The organism is Pseudomonas sp. UBA5706, from assembly GCF_002419965.1.
Taxonomy (GTDB): domain Bacteria; phylum Pseudomonadota; class Gammaproteobacteria; order Pseudomonadales; family Pseudomonadaceae; genus Aquipseudomonas.
Window position 1 is genome coordinate 62,642 of sequence record NZ_DIHC01000032.1, and the last position, 17,127, is coordinate 79,768.

13 protein-coding genes are annotated in these 17,127 nt (G+C 61.4%); 9 read left to right on the forward strand and 4 right to left on the reverse strand.

All coding sequences use genetic code 11. The features are described 5' to 3' along the window. The first annotated feature begins 13 nt into the window (after positions 1–13). From accC to B3I26_RS15200, 9 genes are all read left to right on the forward strand, one after another. Positions 14–1,363 carry an acetyl-CoA carboxylase biotin carboxylase subunit gene (gene accC / locus B3I26_RS15160; protein ID WP_296258706.1) on the forward strand — a complete coding sequence of 450 codons (1,350 nt, stop codon included), beginning with the start codon at positions 14–16 and terminating at the stop codon, positions 1,361–1,363. Between the two features lie 346 nt (positions 1,364–1,709). Next, positions 1,710–2,588: a 50S ribosomal protein L11 methyltransferase gene (gene prmA, locus B3I26_RS15165; protein WP_296258708.1), complete on the forward strand. Its 879-nt coding sequence runs from the start codon at positions 1,710–1,712 to the stop codon at positions 2,586–2,588. A 50-nt stretch (positions 2,589–2,638) separates the two neighbouring features. Continuing rightward, positions 2,639–4,015 carry a DUF3426 domain-containing protein gene (locus B3I26_RS15170; protein ID WP_296258710.1) on the forward strand — a complete coding sequence of 459 codons (1,377 nt, stop codon included), beginning with the start codon at positions 2,639–2,641 and terminating at the stop codon, positions 4,013–4,015. 289 nt (positions 4,016–4,304) lie between these two features. Next, the gene (dusB, locus tag B3I26_RS15175; protein ID WP_296258712.1) at positions 4,305–5,318 is read left to right on the forward strand and encodes a tRNA dihydrouridine synthase DusB; all 1,014 of its coding nucleotides are present in this window, start codon (positions 4,305–4,307) and stop codon (positions 5,316–5,318) included. Next, on the forward strand, positions 5,315–5,635 hold the full coding sequence (fis, locus tag B3I26_RS15180) for a DNA-binding transcriptional regulator Fis (RefSeq protein ID WP_007907419.1): 321 nt from the start codon (positions 5,315–5,317) through the stop codon (positions 5,633–5,635). Before dusB ends, fis begins: the two co-directional genes overlap by 4 nt. 70 nt (positions 5,636–5,705) lie before the next feature. Then, a complete protein-coding gene (gene purH / locus B3I26_RS15185; RefSeq protein WP_296258726.1) occupies positions 5,706–7,313 on the forward strand; it encodes a bifunctional phosphoribosylaminoimidazolecarboxamide formyltransferase/IMP cyclohydrolase in 1,608 nt (535 codons plus the stop codon). 254 nt (positions 7,314–7,567) lie between these two features. After that, positions 7,568–8,863, forward strand: a complete 1,296-nt coding sequence (gene purD / locus B3I26_RS15190) for a phosphoribosylamine--glycine ligase (RefSeq protein WP_296258728.1) — start codon at positions 7,568–7,570, stop codon at positions 8,861–8,863. A gap of 94 nt (positions 8,864–8,957) precedes the next feature. Beyond that, complete coding sequence (locus tag B3I26_RS15195) at positions 8,958–11,753, forward strand: hybrid sensor histidine kinase/response regulator (protein WP_296258729.1); 2,796 nt, start codon at positions 8,958–8,960, stop codon at positions 11,751–11,753. Positions 11,754–11,820: 67 nt separating this feature from the next. Next, complete coding sequence (locus B3I26_RS15200; RefSeq protein ID WP_296258731.1) at positions 11,821–12,420, forward strand: MarC family protein; 600 nt, start codon at positions 11,821–11,823, stop codon at positions 12,418–12,420. 9 nt (positions 12,421–12,429) lie between these two features. Here the strand turns inward: B3I26_RS15200 and cobJ are convergent, their stop codons facing one another. Genes cobJ through cobG form a run of 4 tightly spaced genes read right to left on the reverse strand, consistent with a single transcriptional unit; the run spans position 12,430 to position 16,856 of the window. Beyond that, on the reverse strand, positions 12,430–14,154 hold the full coding sequence (gene cobJ, locus B3I26_RS15205) for a precorrin-3B C(17)-methyltransferase (RefSeq protein ID WP_296258733.1): 1,725 nt from the start codon (positions 14,152–14,154) through the stop codon (positions 12,430–12,432). Next, complete coding sequence (locus tag B3I26_RS15210; protein WP_409522064.1) at positions 14,154–14,888, reverse strand: precorrin-2 C(20)-methyltransferase; 735 nt, start codon at positions 14,886–14,888, stop codon at positions 14,154–14,156. The genes cobJ and B3I26_RS15210 overlap by 1 nt, the downstream gene beginning before the upstream one ends. Continuing rightward, positions 14,885–15,511, reverse strand: a complete 627-nt coding sequence (locus B3I26_RS15215) for a precorrin-8X methylmutase (RefSeq protein ID WP_296258735.1) — start codon at positions 15,509–15,511, stop codon at positions 14,885–14,887. Before B3I26_RS15215 ends, B3I26_RS15210 begins: the two co-directional genes overlap by 4 nt. Next, on the reverse strand, positions 15,504–16,856 hold the full coding sequence (gene cobG / locus B3I26_RS15220; RefSeq protein ID WP_296258737.1) for a precorrin-3B synthase: 1,353 nt from the start codon (positions 16,854–16,856) through the stop codon (positions 15,504–15,506). The genes B3I26_RS15215 and cobG overlap by 8 nt, the downstream gene beginning before the upstream one ends. Positions 16,857–17,127 lie beyond the last annotated feature (271 nt).

The following is a 17,127-nucleotide window of genomic DNA, read 5'->3' on the forward strand; positions in this document are numbered from 1 at the left end:
GGGAGAGCCTGCGATGTTGGAAAAAGTCCTGATCGCCAACCGCGGCGAAATCGCCTTGCGCATCTTGCGTGCCTGTAAAGAACTGGGCATCAAGACCGTCGCGGTCCATTCCACGGCAGACCGTGAGCTGATGCACCTGGGCCTGGCGGACGAAACCGTCTGCATCGGTCCGGCGCCAGCCAATCTGTCGTACCTGAACATTCCGGCCATCATTTCGGCCGCCGAGCTGACCGGAGCCACGGCGATTCACCCGGGCTACGGCTTCCTCGCAGAAAACGCGGACTTTGCCGAACAGGTAGAGAAATCCGGATTCGCCTTCATCGGCCCCAAGGCTGAAACCATCCGCCTGATGGGCGACAAGGTTTCGGCCAAGGACGCCATGAAGCGCGCCAGCGTACCCACCGTTCCAGGTTCCGACGGCCCGCTGCCGGAAGACGAAGAAACGGCGTTGCGCATTGGCCGTGAAGTCGGCTATCCGGTGATCATCAAGGCCGCTGGCGGCGGCGGTGGTCGCGGCATGCGCGTGGTTCACAAGGAAGAAGACCTGATCGAAGCGGCCAAGCAAACCCGCGCCGAAGCGGCTGCCTGGTTCAGCAACCCGATGGTGTATCTGGAAAAATACCTGACCAATCCACGTCATGTGGAAGTGCAGGTCATTTCCGACGGTCAGGGTCAGGCGATCCACCTGGGCGACCGTGATTGCTCCCTGCAGCGCCGTCACCAGAAGGTGCTGGAAGAAGCACCGGCGCCGTTCATCGACGAAGAAGCGCGTCAGGCCGTATTCGCCAGCTGCGTCAAGGCGTGTATCGACATCGGCTACCGTGGCGCTGGCACGTTCGAGTTCCTGTACGAAAACGGCCGCTTCTACTTCATCGAGATGAACACGCGCGTGCAGGTAGAGCACCCGGTTTCGGAAATGGTTACCGGGATCGACATCGTCAAGGAGATGCTCAGCATTGCCGCTGGCAACAAGCTGTCCTACACCCAGGACGATGTGAAGATTCACGGCCATGCGCTGGAGTGCCGGATCAACGCCGAAGACCCGAAAACCTTCATTCCGAGCCCAGGCCTGGTCAAGCACTTCCATGCCCCGGGCGGCAACGGTGTTCGCGTCGACTCGCATCTGTACAGCGGCTACAAGGTTCCGTCGAACTACGACTCGTTGATCGGCAAACTGATCACCTGGGGCGCAACCCGCGACGAAGCCATGGCGCGCATGCGCAATGCGCTGGATGAAATCGTGGTCGACGGCATCAAGACCAACATCCCGCTACACCGTGAATTGACCCGCGATGAAGGCTTCTGCGAAGGCGGCGTCAACATTCACTACCTGGAACACAAGCTGGCCGAAGAGAAACACTGATCAGCCCAGTTGTGCGACAGATCAACAAAGCCGCTTTCGAGCGGCTTTGTTGCTGATGAAGATCGATAGCCTTTTGCCCGACGGGCGTCGGGGCACTGCTTGCTCGCGATCTGGCGAGAAGTGACAGGAAAGTCAACTGACGCAATAAGCTGACAGGCCTCATTGCCGATCCTGATGCCGCCTCACGCCAATCGCAGGCAACGCCGTTCTCACACCCTGCAGGCAGAATCGAAAGCGAACACCAGATCCCTCATCCTCTTTGTTGTTTGTCTGCGAACCCCGTAAACTTGCCGGTCTTTCGCGGCAGCGTGCCGCCTGTCATTTTTTCATTCGAAGGTAATCCGCCATGCCTTGGCTGCAAGTCCGTCTCGCCATCAGCCCGGAACAAGCCGAAACCTACGAAGACGCGCTTCTTGAAGTCGGCGCGGTGTCCGTGACCTTCATGGACGCTGAAGACCAGCCCATCTTCGAACCGGAACTGAACACCACGCCACTGTGGTCGCACACTCACTTGCTTGCTCTGTTCGAGGCCGACACGAACGCCGAGCAAGTACTGGCGCATCTCACGCTGCTGACCGGCGCGCAATTGCCTGAACACACCCACGAGATCATCGAAGATCAGGACTGGGAGCGCAGCTGGATGGACAACTTCCAGCCGATGCGTTTCGGTCAACGCCTGTGGATCGTGCCGAGCTGGCATGCCGCGCCACAGCCAGACGCGGTCAATCTGCTGCTCGATCCGGGGCTGGCATTCGGCACCGGCACTCACCCGACCACCGCGCTGTGCCTGGAATGGCTGGACGGTCAGGACCTTGGCGATTGCCAGGTGCTGGATTTCGGGTGCGGTTCGGGCATCCTCGCCATTGCCGCGCTGCTGCTCGGGGCCCGGCATGCGGTAGGCACCGACATTGACGTGCAGGCACTGGAAGCCTCCCGCGACAATGCCGGGCGCAACAATGTCCCGGCCGAGAAATTCCCTCTTTATCTGCCCGAAGACCTGCCTAAAGAGCCAGCCGACATTTTGGTGGCTAATATCCTGGCTGGCCCTCTGGTTTCGCTGGCGCCTCAGTTGGCAAACCTGGTCAAGCCCGGCGGACGCCTGGCGTTATCCGGCATTCTTGCCGAGCAGGGCGAAGAAGTCGCGGGCGCCTACGCCGATGCCTTCGACCTGGACCCGATCGCCAACCGTGACGGCTGGGTGCGGATCACCGGTCGTCGCCGCTGAAAGCCATCGATCAGCTACCTTTAGGCGCTCGTTAACCCTCGGATACCCGCATGACCGACAGTTTCGTCACTCAGTGCCCGCACTGCCAGACCAGTTTCCGCGTCAGCCACGCTCAACTGAGCGTCGCGCGAGGCATGGTTCGTTGCGGCTCCTGCCTGCAAGTGTTCAATGCCGCGAAACAGCTATTGGAACAAAGCGCCGCGGCCAAGGGTGACGAGGCGCTGGCCACACCCCCTGCGCCCCCCGAGCCTGCCCCAAGGGTCGAGGTGCTTGCACCGCAGTCGGTCGTGATCGCGCAACCGGCACCATTGCCGATCAGGCATGCAGATCGCGCGGTCGATCTGGACAGCCTCGACCTGGACGATCTCGATGTCGAACTCGCCCGGCTCGAACAACGGGAAATCCAGCTGCCCGAATCCTTTGGCCGCGCTAGCCACACCGGTGACCACGATGAAGTCGAGTCTTTCAGCGCGCGTCGCGACGAGCCTGAGGTAGGCGCTGAAAACTGGGATCACGGCCTAAGCCGCGACGACGTTAACCAGTTGCCAGAGCTGCGCGCAGAAGTCATCGAGGAGCATGACGAGCATCATGAACCCGACTCACTGATCGAGCCCCTGGGCCGCGATGAAATCGACCAGGACGACCATCGCGCCGAACCATCGTTCTCCAGGTCACCTGTTGATCCGGACGACGAGCCGACGCGCACAGAGCGCATACGCACCGATGTCGAAGCTCAAGAGCGGTCCGCGTCCCAACATTTTTCGGCGCTCGACGACGAGGATGATTTTGATCGCCGCCACCGGCACGAAAATGATGATAACGCGCAAGACGAGCCGCCCAGGGCCGATGGCAAGCGCGGGCGCAACGAACCCGCACTGCGCGACGCGGCGCTGCTTGACCTGACCGACGACCCATTGCAGCTCGCCTGGCAGAAACCCAAGCCGCGCTGGGGCCGCCGCATTCTCTGGATGCTGCTGGCGCTGATAGCGCTGCTCGGCCTGGCGGGTCAGTACGTCTGGTATCACTTCGACGAACTGGCGCGACAGGATCAATACCGTTCCTGGTTTCAGGACATCTGCCCACAAGTGGGCTGCAAGGTGCCGTCGAAAGTCGACATCAACCTGCTCAAAAGCAGCAATCTGGTAGTACGCAGCCATCCTGAGTTTCAGGGGGCTCTGGTGGTCGACGCGATCATCTACAACCGAGCCTCGTTTTCCCAGCCATTCCCGTTGCTCGAACTGCGTTTTGCCGATACCAACGGTCAGTTGATCGCCAGTCGTCGGTTCAAGCCCGGTGAGTACTTAAGCGGAGAACTGGCCGGCAAGGACGAAATGCCACCGCAGACACCGATTCACATTGCGCTGGATATTCTCGACCCAGGTCCAAAGGCCGTGAACTACAGTCTCAGCTTCCGCTCGCCGGAGTAACCCTGTCGCCGCCCCACCGGGGCTTAATGTGCCCTGACGCTCCTCAAGCGCACTGAAATGCAGCACGCGCCAGCGGAAAGCTGGCGACGGTTTCATGACGATGTGAGCGCGTACGTCACGGTTTGCGACAAGAAAGTAACTGTTCAGATTTTATCCAATTCAGCCTTTATCCAGTCACCGAGAGCGGGTATCATGCCCACCCTTTTTCATACTCTGGGTCCCGTCTGATTTGCTGCCAAAGCACATTTCGGACCAGGCTTCGTGATTCGGCCCCACAACAGGTCACCCTATGTCGGCGGTACGCATCGGCCCTTATACATTGCAAAACGGCTTGATCCTCGCCCCCATGGCGGGCGTCACCGACCAGCCCTTCCGGCAGCTCTGTCGCCAACTCGGCGCGGGCCTGGTGGTCTCGGAAATGGTCACCAGTGACATGAGCCTGTGGAACAGCCGCAAATCGCGGCTTCGCATGATTCACGAAGGTGATCCCGAGCCACGCTCGGTACAGATCGCCGGTGGAGATCCGCAGATGCTTGCGGATGCGGCACGCGCCAATGTCGAACTGGGTGCGCAGATCATCGACATCAACATGGGCTGTCCGGCGAAAAAGGTCTGCAACAAGGCTGCTGGTTCTGCGCTGTTGAAAGATGAGCAGTTGGTGACCGAAATCCTGCACGCGGTGGTTGCGGCAGTCGAGGTACCGGTCACCCTGAAGATTCGCACCGGCTGGGACCGGGCGAACAAGAATGGCCTGACAGTCGCCAGAATCGCCGAGCAAGCGGGTATTCAGGCGCTGGCGGTGCATGGTCGAACACGAGCGGACCTTTACACCGGCGAAGCCGAATACGACACGATCGCCGCAATAAAACAGGCGGTGTCGATTCCGGTGTTTGCCAATGGCGACATTGATTCACCGGAAAAAGCCCGGCACGTCCTCGACGCGACGGGTGCCGACGGGCTGTTGATTGGCCGGGCCGCCCAAGGGCGGCCCTGGATTTTTCGCGAGATAGAACACTACCTGCGCACCGGGGAAACACTTCCCGCGCTGGCGCTGGGTGAAGTGGAACGCATTCTGCTAGAGCATCTGGCCGCGCTCCACACGTTCTATGGTGACGTGATGGGCGTGCGGATCGCCCGCAAACACGTTGGCTGGTATCTCGCAACCTTGCCGGGCGCCAGGGAGTTTCGCGCCCACTTCAATCGTTTGGAAGATACGGAAGCACAGTGCGCCAACGTTCGGGAATTCTTTGCCGAACGCGATAAAAGCCCGGAAGCAGGGAACGAACAAGAGGTGGCCGCATGACGATGATGACAGAGACTTTAGTGAGTGGAACAACACCCGTGAGCGACAACGTCAATTTGAAACAGCACCTCAACACGCCGAGCGAAGAGGGCCAGACCCTGCGCGGAAGCGTCGAAAAGGCGCTGCACAATTATTTCGCCCACCTGGAAGGTGCTGCCGTCACTGATGTCTACAACCTGGTGCTCTCGGAAGTCGAGGCTCCGTTGCTCGAATGCGTAATGAACTACGTCAAGGGCAACCAGACCAAGGCCTCCGAATTGCTGGGCCTGAATCGCGGCACGCTGCGCAAGAAACTCAAGCAGTACGATCTGCTGTAAGCATCCCCAAACAAAGCGACCTCAGTTTCTGCGGTCGTTTTTTTTGCTGAACCTTTTGATGGAAGTTGAGATGACCGACCAGACTACCCGCCTGCCGATCCGCCGCGCCTTGATCAGCGTTTCCGACAAGACCGGGATCCTTGAATTCGCCCGTGAGCTCCAAGCCCTGGGCGTGGAGATTCTCTCCACCGGCGGCACGTTCAAGCTGCTCAAGGACAACGGCGTCGCAGCGGTAGAAGTCGCGGATTACACCGGTTTTGCGGAAATGATGGATGGCCGGGTCAAGACCCTGCACCCCAAAATCCACGGCGGCATCCTGGGTCGTCGCGGCACCGACGACGCTATCATGAACGAGCACGGCATCAAGCCGATCGATCTGGTCGCGGTCAACCTCTACCCTTTTGAAGCCACTGTTTCCAAGCCCGGCTGCGACCTGCCGTCGGCCATCGAAAACATCGACATCGGCGGTCCGACCATGGTCCGTTCGGCTGCGAAAAACCACAAAGACGTGGCCATCGTGGTCAACGCCAGCGACTACAGCCAAGTGCTGGATAGCCTCAAGGCTGGCGGTCTGACCTACGCCCAGCGTTTCGACCTGATGCTCAAGGCATTCGAACACACTGCCGCCTACGACGGCATGATCGCCAACTACCTGGGCAGCGTCGATCAGCGCGCGCAGACCCTCTCCACCGAAGGCCGCAGCCAGTTCCCGCGCACCTTCAACACCCAGTTCATCAAGGCACAGGAAATGCGCTACGGCGAGAACCCGCACCAAAGCGCGGCGTTCTACGTGGAAGCCAAACCTGCCGAAGTGGGCATCGCGACCGCGACCCAGCTGCAGGGCAAGGAACTGTCTTATAACAACGTGGCCGATACCGATGCCGCGCTGGAGTGCGTAAAGAGCTTCGTCAAACCGGCCTGCGTCATCGTCAAGCACGCTAACCCATGCGGCGTCGCGGTCAGCCCGGATGCTGAAGGCGGCATTCGTCAGGCGTACGAACTGGCCTACGCCACTGACAGCGAGTCGGCCTTCGGCGGCATCATCGCCTTCAACCGTGAACTGGACGCCGAGACCGCCAAGGCGATCGTCGAGCGTCAGTTCGTTGAAGTGATCATTGCCCCCAGCGTCAGCGCCGAAGCTCAGGCCATCGTTGCGGGCAAAGCCAACGTGCGCCTGCTGACCAGCGGCCAGTGGGCAGCCGAGCGCGCACCGGCGTGGGACTACAAGCGTGTCAACGGTGGCCTGCTGGTGCAGAGCCGCGATATCGGCATGATCACCGCGGACGATCTTAAAGTCGTGACCCAACGCGCCCCGAGCGAGCAGGAAGTCCACGACCTGATCTTCGCCTGGAAGGTCGCCAAGTACGTCAAGTCCAACGCAATCGTCTACGCCAAGAACCGGCAGACCATCGGGGTCGGTGCCGGCCAGATGAGCCGTGTAAACTCGGCGCGCATCGCCGCGATCAAGGCTGAACATGCAGGTCTGCAGGTACAGGGTGCGGTGATGGCATCGGACGCTTTCTTCCCGTTCCGCGACGGCATCGACAATGCGGCGAAGGTCGGCATCACTGCGGTGATCCAGCCAGGCGGCTCGATGCGTGACAACGAAGTGATTGCAGCGGCTGACGAGGCGGGTATCGCGATGGTTTTTACCGGCATGCGCCACTTCCGTCACTGACATGACAACGGCCGCACTGATCGTACCCATGCTCGGCGTGGGCACTCAGCCGGGGACGCGGAGCGCCTGCACAGGTATTCCCACTCGTAGCGATCCGAAAACCCAGCGGCAAATGCTTGATCGTTCCCATGCTTGCGTGGGAACGTAGCCTGGGACGCTCTGCGTCGCTCGGACGCAGAGATATTTATTCCCGCGCCGAGCATGGGAACGATCAGTGAGTCACCCACAGAATTAGCGTCATCGAGGTTTTTGAAATGAACGTACTCATCATCGGCAGCGGTGGCCGTGAACACGCCCTGGCCTGGAAAGTCGCGCAGGACCCGCGCGTACAGAAGGTCTTCGTTGCGCCGGGCAATGCCGGCACCGCTACCGAAGCCAAGTGCGAGAACGTCGCCATCGACGTGCTGGCTCTGGAGCAACTGGCTAACTTCGCCGAGAAGAACGTCTCGCTGACCATCGTCGGGCCTGAAGTGCCGCTGGTCGCCGGTGTGGTAGACCTGTTCCGCTCCCGCGGGCTGGATTGCTTCGGCCCCACCAAGGGCGCCGCGCAACTGGAAGGCTCCAAGGCGTTCACCAAGGATTTCCTGGCGCGTCACAAGATCCCGACCGCCGACTACCAAAACTTCACCGAGATCGAACCTGCGTTGGCGTATCTGCGCGAAAAAGGCGCTCCGATCGTGATCAAGGCCGATGGCCTGGCCGCTGGCAAAGGCGTGATCGTCGCCATGACCCTGCAAGATGCCGAAGACGCCGTGTGCGACATGCTCAAGGGCAACACATTCGGTGATGCCGGTTCCCGGGTGGTAATCGAAGAGTTCCTGGACGGCGAAGAGGCGAGCTTCATCGTCATGGTCGACGGCAAGAACGTTCTGCCAATGGCTACCAGTCAGGATCACAAACGTGTGGGCGACGGCGACAACGGCCCGAATACCGGTGGAATGGGTGCTTACTCCCCCGCCCCGGTGGTCACCGCCGACGTGCATCAGCGCGTGATGGATAAGGTCATATGGCCGACCGTCAGAGGCATGGCAGACGAAGGCAACGTTTACACCGGGTTCCTCTATGCTGGTCTGATGATCGACAAGGCAGGCAACCCGAAGGTGATCGAGTTCAATTGCCGTTTCGGTGACCCGGAAACCCAGCCGGTGATGTTGCGCCTGCAATCAAGCCTGGTGTTGCTGGTCGAGGCCGCTCTGGCGCAGGCGCTGGACAAAGTGCAAGCCCAGTGGGACCCACGCCCGAGCCTCGGCATCGTGCTGGCTGCCGGTGGCTACCCTGGCGATTACGCCAAGGACGCCCCTATCAGTGGCCTGGACGCCGCTGCGGCGTTGTCGGGCAAGGTGTTCCACGCAGGTACTGCATTGAAGGATGGTCAGGTGGTGACCTCCGGTGGTCGTGTTCTGTGCGCGACCGCACTGGGGGACACTGTCGGCGATGCGCAGAGACAGGCGTATGAACTGGCCGCGAAGATTGACTGGGAAGGCTGTTTCTACCGCAAGGACATCGGCTATCGTGCCATTGCCCGGGAACGCGGCAAGCGTCTGGAGTAAGTCTGGGTACGGACAGTCGCTTGAGCATCAGCCACTGTCCGATCATCCAGAGCCGCACCAGAGTAACTGGCTTCATTCACGAAGGGATTTCGCCGTGCGCTGGCTCAGGATTGCCATTTGTTCGATCATCGCCATGATGACCCTGCTCTGTGTGCCCACGGCATCCGCCGAGGTCAGTGCGGGATGGTCGAACCTCGTCGACGATCAGGCCAACCTGCAACTCAGCGACATACGTTCCGACCACTACGATTCCCAGTTCAGCCCTGTCGAACTCGATCAGGTTCGCGCCATCGATCGCAGCGCTGCCCTGTGGCTGCACTATCGCCTCGCCCCCACCGATCACGAACAACTGATACGCATCTTCGCTCCGGACCTTGCGACCGCTGACCTGTATGTGCTCGACGGTGAAACGCTGATCAATCACTCGCGCTCCGGCAATAAGGTTCCGCGCGACGCACAGCCGTTGCCCTCCGTGGACTTCCTGTTGCCCGTCCCGCGGGCCGAGCGGCCGCTGGACCTGTACCTGCGTCTCAAATCCGAACAGGAGCTGCGCCCGAATATCTCACTGGAATCAGCCGTTGCCAGCGCCGCCGATGAGCGTCGGCCCCTGCTGCTCGGTCTGTTTTTTGGCTCGCTGTTCATGCTGATTGTGCAGAACATCACCCGTTACGCGCAGTCGCGCTCGGTCAGCAGCCTGTGGCTGGCAGCGTGCGAAGCGTGCCTTGGGCTCAGCACAATGTTGCTGCTGAACCTGCCGGCACCCTGGCTGCCGCGCTGGCATCTGGCGCAAACCCCAAGCGCTCACCTGGCACTGCTGATGGCAGCGGCGACCGGGCTGATGTACGCCTACTGCTTCTTCGTTCAGCGCGGCGCCGAGACACTCAATCGGCTGTTGATGGGCGTGTTGCTGGTCGTCGGCTTTGGCGGCCTGCTGGTGTTGTTCGTCGACACCCTGCCGCTGAACGTCCTGACGTTCCTGCTGGTGGCCCTCACCACCCTGACCATCACACTGGTATCGATCTATCACCTGCAAAAGGGCTACGGCCCGGCGCGACCGTTCGTGATCGCGATGATCGTGTTCAACCTCGGCAACCTGGTGATTCTGCCGGCGATGCTGTGGTTGACGACCGTCGCCGCGCAGACCCTGACTATTGGCGTACTTGGCATGTTCTGCCTGAGCGGGCTGCTGATGAGCATCGCCCTGAGCCAGCGCCATCGCAGCATTACCGAAGACAACTTCAGCATCAGCCGTGAACTGGCCGCGAGCACTGCAGAAATCAACGCTAAAGCCGAGTTTCTGGCCAAGATCAGCCACGAAATCCGTACGCCCATGAACGGCGTTCTGGGCATGACCGAACTGCTGCTGGGTACGCCGCTGTCGGTCAAGCAACGTGACTACGTGCAGACCATTCACAGCGCGGGCAATGAACTGCTGACCCTGATCAACGAAATTCTCGACATCACCAAGCTTGAGTCGGGGCAGATCGAGCTCGACGACGTGCAGTTCGACCTCAACGCGATGATCGAGGACTGCCTGAATATCTTCAGGGCCAAGGCCGAACAGCAAAGCGTGGAACTGATCAGTTTCATCCAGCCTCAGGTGCCAAGGGTGATCAGTGGCGACCCCACGCGTCTGCGCCAGACGCTGCTGAGCCTGCTGGAAAACGCGCTAAAGAAGACCGACGAAGGCGAGATTCTGCTGGTCGTGGCGCTCGACTCCCGAGGTGGGAAACCGCGGCTGCGCATTGCCGTTCAGGACAGCGGCACCCCGCTGACCGCCAAAGAGCGCGATGCCCTGCTGCATGCCGAACTGCACAGCAAGAACTTCCTGGCGGCGAGCAAGGTCGGGGGTCACCTGGGGCTGGTCATCGCGCGGCAACTGATCCTGTTGATGAAGGGCGAATTCGGCATTCAGAGTGGCAGCAATCAGGGCAGTACCCTGTGGCTGAGCCTGCCGCTGGACGCTGAACGCCTGGAACAGCCGCCGTCGGATCTGGACAGCCCGCTCAAGGGCGCGCGCGTGCTGGTGGTGGACGACAATGACACCTGCCGCAAGGTGCTGGTCCAGCAATGCAGTGCCTGGGGACTGAATGTCAGCGCGGTGCCGTCCGGCAAGGAAGCCCTGGCGCTGCTGCGCACCAAGGCGCATCTGCGTGATTATTTCGACATCGTCCTGCTGGACCAGAACATGCCCGGCATGACCGGCATGCAGCTGGCGGCCAAGATCAAGGAAGACCCCAGCCTGAACCACGACATCCTGCTCATCATGCTCACCGGCATCAGCAATGCGCCGAGCAAGGTCATCGCACGTAATGCCGGGGTCAAGCGGATTCTCGCCAAACCCGTGGCCGGTTATACCCTGAAGACGACGCTGGCTGACGAACTGAATCAGCGTAACAAAGGTCAGCTGCCGCTGCCTTCGGCTTCGGCCCTCATCGGCGAAGTGGACGTTCCCAGCGACTTCCGTATTCTGGTCGCCGAAGACAACAGCATTTCCACCAAAGTGATTCGCGGCATGCTGGGCAAGCTCAACTTGCAGCCAGACACCGCCAGCAATGGTGAGCAAGCCCTGCAAGCGATGAAGGCCCAGCGTTACGATCTGGTGCTGATGGACTGCGAAATGCCGATTCTCGACGGTTTTTCGGCCACCCAGCAGCTGCGCGCCTGGGAAGTGGGCAATCAGCGGTCTCGCACGCCGGTGGTGGCATTGACCGCGCATATCCTGGCCGAACATAAGGACCGCGCGCGTCAGTCGGGCATGGACGGGCACATGTCCAAGCCCGTCGAGCTGTCGCAGTTGCGCGAACTGGTCGAATACTGGGTCGAACAACGGGCCCAACAACAGATCGGCCTCCGGCGCGATGACCAGGATCGCTATCAGCAAAACTGACCCGCCCTGCTCGACGGCGCCCTGATAGACTTCCCACCTCCCGAGTCTGCCGCGACGAGCTTAAACCATGCTTCATGTGCTGTTCAGCGTTTATCTGAAGATGCTGGTCCTTTATAGCCCGTTCTTCGTCCTGTCGTGTTTCATCAGCCTGAGTCGCGGCTACTCGCGCAAGGAACGCCGTTATCTGGCCTGGAAGATTGCTTTCGCCACGCTCGTTTCCAGTGTCTTGCTGTACCTGTTCGGGCGGGTGATTTTCGGGGTGTTCGGCATTACCGCCGACGCCTTTCGTATAGGTGCGGGCAGCGTGCTGTTCATCTCGGCCCTGGGCATGGCGCAGGGCAAGTCGGGCGTGCAGACCGACAACGTGCAGCAGGATGTGGCCATCGTGCCGCTGACCATCCCGATCACGGTCGGCCCAGGCACCATCGGCGCGCTGTTGGTGATGGGTGTCAGCCAGCCCCACTGGGACGACAAACTGACTGCCATAGTCAGCATTGCCCTGGCCAGCTTTACCGTGGGGATGGTGCTTTATTTGTCCAACAGCATCGAACGCATTTTGGGCGATCAGGGGCTGCAGATCGTCAGCCGCCTGATGGGCCTGTTCGTTTGCGCACTGGCAGCACAAATCATCTTTACCGGCATCAAGGGGTATTTGTTGCCAGGCTGATGAAAGGAGTCAGGTCAACGGCTTATCGCCGTACCACCTCGGCGTGTAAACCCAATGGCCGCCCTGCGCACGTGCAAACACGCACGTCGTGGAGGAACCGACCAATACCATGGTGCGCATATCCACCTGTTCGGGGCTCAGCTCGCCCAGCGTGATGACGCGCAAGGTCTGTCCCGGGCGGCCGATATCGCGCCCCAGGGTTACCGGGGTTTCAGGGGTGCGGTGCCGGCGCACGATCTCCAGCGCACGCCCCAGCTGCCACGGGCGGGAGCGAGAAATCGGGTTGTAGAACGCCAGTGCGAGGTCGGCCTGACAGGCCAGGTCCAGGCGCTTTTCAATGATCTCCCAAGGCTTGAGGTTGTCCGACAGGGACATCACGCAAAAGTCGTGGCCCAGCGGGGCGCCCGCTTGTGCGGCCGTCGCCAGCGAAGCTGAGACGCCCGGCAGGATTTGCAGCTCGACCGAATGCCAGTGTGGATCGTCGGACTCGTGCAGCGCCTCCAGCACGGCTGCCGCCATGGCGAAAACGCCGGGGTCGCCCGAAGACACTACCACCACGGAACGTCCTTGGGCTGCGAGTTCGAAAGCGTGGCGGGCACGCTGCATTTCCTCGCGGTTGTCCGTGCAATGCAGCACCTGATCAGAACGGAACGGGCCGGCCATGCGCACATAGGTTTCGTAACCCAGTACGTCATCGGCCCGCGCCAGCTCGGTTTTGACCGCTGGGATCATGAATTCCGTAGCACCGGGACCCAGGCCGATCACGGCCAGGCGTCCACGTCCGCGACCGATATGGCCGACCTCCAGCGGCTGCGGCGCAACGGCAATGGCGATGCCTTCGCGTGGCGTGATCGGCGGCAGCAGTTGCGGCAATACGCACTGCGCCATGTCGCGGGCGACCGCCGACGAGGTGAAGCGCACAGGCACCGCCAATGCCTGCGCCGCCTCGTGCAGGGCAGAGTTGGCCATGTGGGTGTCGCCGGCCAACAGACAGGCGAGCGATTGCAGGGCGATGCGTGAATCGTGCAGCGCCGCTCGCACAGCTTCGGCGAGGCTCTGTGCAACCGTCTCGACAGTCACATCGACGGCCACGAGGACGTTGCGCGGATAGATCAGCAGTTCGTGGGCAGAAGGGTCGCGCTCGGCGTTGCCGACATGAATCGCCAATTGCGCATGGTCGTCCTCTGGCAGTTGAGCCTGGGCCAGCCAAGGCGCATCGCCTTCGATGCGCACGGTTTCGCCGGACAGCAGATCGGATACGAAACGCTTGCCCAGCTCCAGATCGCCCAAGGCGTAACCGGATGGTGGGTTGAGCAGGCAGGTGCCAAAACGCAATTCGCCGCTGGTGGTGATGGCGCCATTGGTCTTCAAGCCCGCCGCGATTTCCCGGGCCATGATGTTGACCCCGCCCAACCCACCCAGTAACGGCACCACGGCGCTGCCATCTTCGGCCACCGCCAGCACTGGCGGCTCGGCGCCCTTCTCCAGCAACACGGGCGCAAGCGTGCGAATGACAATCCCCGCCGCACACAGCGCGATAATCGGCGTGTCCTGCTGATACAGGCTGCGCAACGTTGCGCCGAACTCGGTATAGCTGCGATCAGCGCCTTCCACCCGCTCGGCCAGGCCGTAAATCAGCGCGTCCGGGAATAGCCGTTGAATCCGCTGCGCGGTGCTCAGCGCGCCTTTGCCGAGGATGACGATGGCCGGAGCCTGAATAGGGGTAGCGCCCATCAGCCTTGCCACCTTTCGCCGGGAACGATAATCAGCGAGAAATACGGCGATGACATCGGGTCGACTTCCGCCAGCGGCACGATCTTCTGATTGCTCATGGTGGCGCGTTCGATGTACAGCGCACGTTCGGCAAGGCCGGTGTCCATTAATACCTGACGCACCTTGGGCAGGTTACGGCCCAGCTTCATGATCACCGCTGCATCGGCGTCCACCAGTTTGCGCTTGAGTTCTTCAGCCGACAGCACACCCGACAACACTGACAGACTTTGATTGCGATACACCAAAGGCGCGCCCAGCACCGAAGCGCCGCCGAGCATCGAACATACTCCCGGCACCACTTCGGCTTCGTAGCGCTCGGCCAGACGATCATGCAGGTACATGTAGGAGCCGTAAAAAAACGGGTCGCCTTCGCAGATCACTGCCACATCCCGACCGGCGTCCAGATGGGCGGCGACGTCGAGGCTGGAGGTGTCGTAAAAATCGCTGATGATCTGCTCGTACGACATCGGCGCAGGCAGCGCTTCGGTAGTGACCGGATACACCAGCGGCATCAGCGTTTGAGCCTCTTGCAGGTGCGCTTCGATGATGCCGAACGCGTTGCCCTTCTTGCCTCTGGCGACGAAATACGCCACCACCGGCGATTCGCGCAGCAGGCGCAGCGCCTTGACGGTGATCAGCTCAGGATCGCCGGGGCCGACGCCCAGACCGATCAGACGACCGCGTGCCTGCATCATTCGACCTCCGTAGCGAGCGCGTTGACCGCAGCAGCGGCCATGGCGCTGCCGCCACGACGCCCCTGCATGATCACGTAGGGCACGCCGCGGCTGTCAGCGGCAAGCATGTCCTTGGACTCCGCAGCGCCGACGAAGCCGACCGGAAAACCCAGGATCAACGCCGGTTTCGGCGCCCCGGCATCGATCATTTCCAGCAGGTAGAACAGCGCGGTCGGCGCGTTGCCGATGACCACCACTGCGCCTTCCAGATACGGGCGCCACAGCTCCAGCGCCGCAGCGGAACGGGTGTTGCCCAGCTCACGAGCAAGCTCGGGGACGCCTTCGTTCTTCAGGGTGCAGATCACCTGATTGTTGGCCGGCAGGCGCGCACGGGTCACCCCTTCAGCCACCATGTGCGCATCACACAAAATCGGCGCGCCCGCTGCGAGGGCCTGACGGCCCGCAGTACCGGCACCGGGCGAGAAACGCAGGCCCTCGACCGCATCGACCATGCCGCAGGCATGAATCACGCGCACGGCGAGCTTTTCCAGGTCGGCCGGGATGGTGTCTAGCCGCGCTTCGGCACGAATGATCGCGAAGGAGTTGCGGTAGATCTCCTGCCCGTCGCGGATGTAATCAATCATCGGTGTTGCTCCGTGAGTCGGCGGTCAACATCGCACCGACTGCTTCAATAGTGAGGTCACGCCCACGCAGCACACCGAATCCCGGCTGAGCTGCGTCGCGAAAATACAGGTCATAGCGGCCAGCGGAAACCGCCAGCAACGTGATAGGCGCCACATGCGCAGCCGCGCAGGCCCGGTTGCAGCCGGACAGGTGCACGGCCTGGTTTACACCCGCATGTTGCAGGCACGCGGCCAGTTGCAGCGCTTCGGCCTTGGTGTCGGACAGGCCTTTGCTGCAGGCGGCGGAGCCTGTACAGGCAATCAACTGCGAGAGCGCCTGATCTGCATCGCACAACAGCCCTGCCCCGCGCAGCCCCTCCAGCGCAGACCCGGCCCGCTCGCGGCTGACATTGCGCACCATCAGGCTCTGCCAAGGCGTCATCGCCAGCGAGCCATCGCCCCATTCAACCGAGAGCGCTGCAGCGCTGCGCAACATGGACGGACTCAACCGCCCCAAAGGCACGACACCGCCGACCGATATCAAACCGGCCTGGCGTTGTGGATAAAGTCCTATGTGAGCATTTAGCTGAATCGGCCCGCGACGCCATGTGGTGATTTTTTGATCAATTTGCAGTGGATACCGCAAACGTTTCGACAACCGCTCAAGGAACTGCCAGGCGGGGATTTCCTGCAGCAGATGGCGCATGCGGGCTTGTTCGGGACGGGCATGTTCGAGAAACAGCTCCAGCACCGTCACCACCAGATCATGCCCTGCGTCCACAGTTACGGCCGCCAGCGGCGAGTGTGTCGCAGGGCAACCGGTAAGGCCGAACCCCAGTAGCGTCTCCCCATTCACGTGCAACGCCGACAGCCACAAGTCGTGAGGGTGCTCAAGCATCGCCAAGCCTTCGCCCGCATCCAGCGACAGGGCGAATTTAGGGGACAACTCATGAAAGCGAGGGTGTGTTTCCAGTGAGTGAAGGATCCGCGCTGCCAGCGCACGGGCGTCGAACAGTTGCAGCGGGTCGATGCCTGCGGTGGGACTGATCATCAAATTGCGCACATCATCGCTGGCCGGGTTCTTCGGCCCCAGTCCTGCGTCGAGCAACATCGCGATCAATTGATCGTGCTCCGTCCCGATCCCGCGGATCTGCAGATTGCCGCGGTTGGTCGCCTCGATCACCCCACCGGCAAAGCGCTCGGCAGCTTCGGCCACGGCGGATGCCTGCGCGGCGGTAATGACCCCGCCCGGCAGCTTGATCCGGCAGATGCCACCGTCCAGCGCCGGGACGATACGCAACAACCCCGGACAGGCCGAGGGGCGCAAAGGCGTGGTGGGCGTACGAGCGGACGACGGCTCGGTCAAAGGTTCACCTGACGTGATCGAACTGGGAAGTGCAAATGCCGGGATCTGCGAGGGCCGTATTATGCCTGCTTTGGCGCGGCCCATGAAAACACGGTCTGTCGGAAGGTCTCGTCAGTCTGTGCTGAACCGCTACAAGATCCGAAAATCTGGGCGCACGATAGCCACCCTGTCAGCCGGCTTACGCTTCCAACGCTGCCTTCGCGAATACACCCACGCCCACAATCACCTCCGTTTCGTGCTTGCAGCACGACAGCGCAGTATCATGCCGCCT

What these genes read in the sequence shown, in the direction of transcription:
- B3I26_RS15200 (WP_296258731.1), top strand. Translation starts at nt 11,821, where the DNA reads ATGCTTCATGTGCTGTTCAGCGTTTATCTGAAGATGCTGGTCCTTTAT.
- dusB (WP_296258712.1), top strand. Translation starts at nt 4,305, where the DNA reads ATGTCGGCGGTACGCATCGGCCCTTATACATTGCAAAACGGCTTGATC.
- B3I26_RS15215 (WP_296258735.1), bottom strand. Translation starts at nt 15,511, where the DNA reads ATGATTGATTACATCCGCGACGGGCAGGAGATCTACCGCAACTCCTTC.
- purH (WP_296258726.1), top strand. Translation starts at nt 5,706, where the DNA reads ATGACCGACCAGACTACCCGCCTGCCGATCCGCCGCGCCTTGATCAGC.
- accC (WP_296258706.1), top strand. Translation starts at nt 14, where the DNA reads ATGTTGGAAAAAGTCCTGATCGCCAACCGCGGCGAAATCGCCTTGCGC.
- B3I26_RS15210 (WP_409522064.1), bottom strand. Translation starts at nt 14,888, where the DNA reads ATGATGCAGGCACGCGGTCGTCTGATCGGTCTGGGCGTCGGCCCCGGC.
- prmA (WP_296258708.1), top strand. Translation starts at nt 1,710, where the DNA reads ATGCCTTGGCTGCAAGTCCGTCTCGCCATCAGCCCGGAACAAGCCGAA.
- cobJ (WP_296258733.1), bottom strand. Translation starts at nt 14,154, where the DNA reads ATGGGCGCTACCCCTATTCAGGCTCCGGCCATCGTCATCCTCGGCAAA.
- B3I26_RS15170 (WP_296258710.1), top strand. Translation starts at nt 2,639, where the DNA reads ATGACCGACAGTTTCGTCACTCAGTGCCCGCACTGCCAGACCAGTTTC.
- purD (WP_296258728.1), top strand. Translation starts at nt 7,568, where the DNA reads ATGAACGTACTCATCATCGGCAGCGGTGGCCGTGAACACGCCCTGGCC.
- fis (WP_007907419.1), top strand. Translation starts at nt 5,315, where the DNA reads ATGACGATGATGACAGAGACTTTAGTGAGTGGAACAACACCCGTGAGC.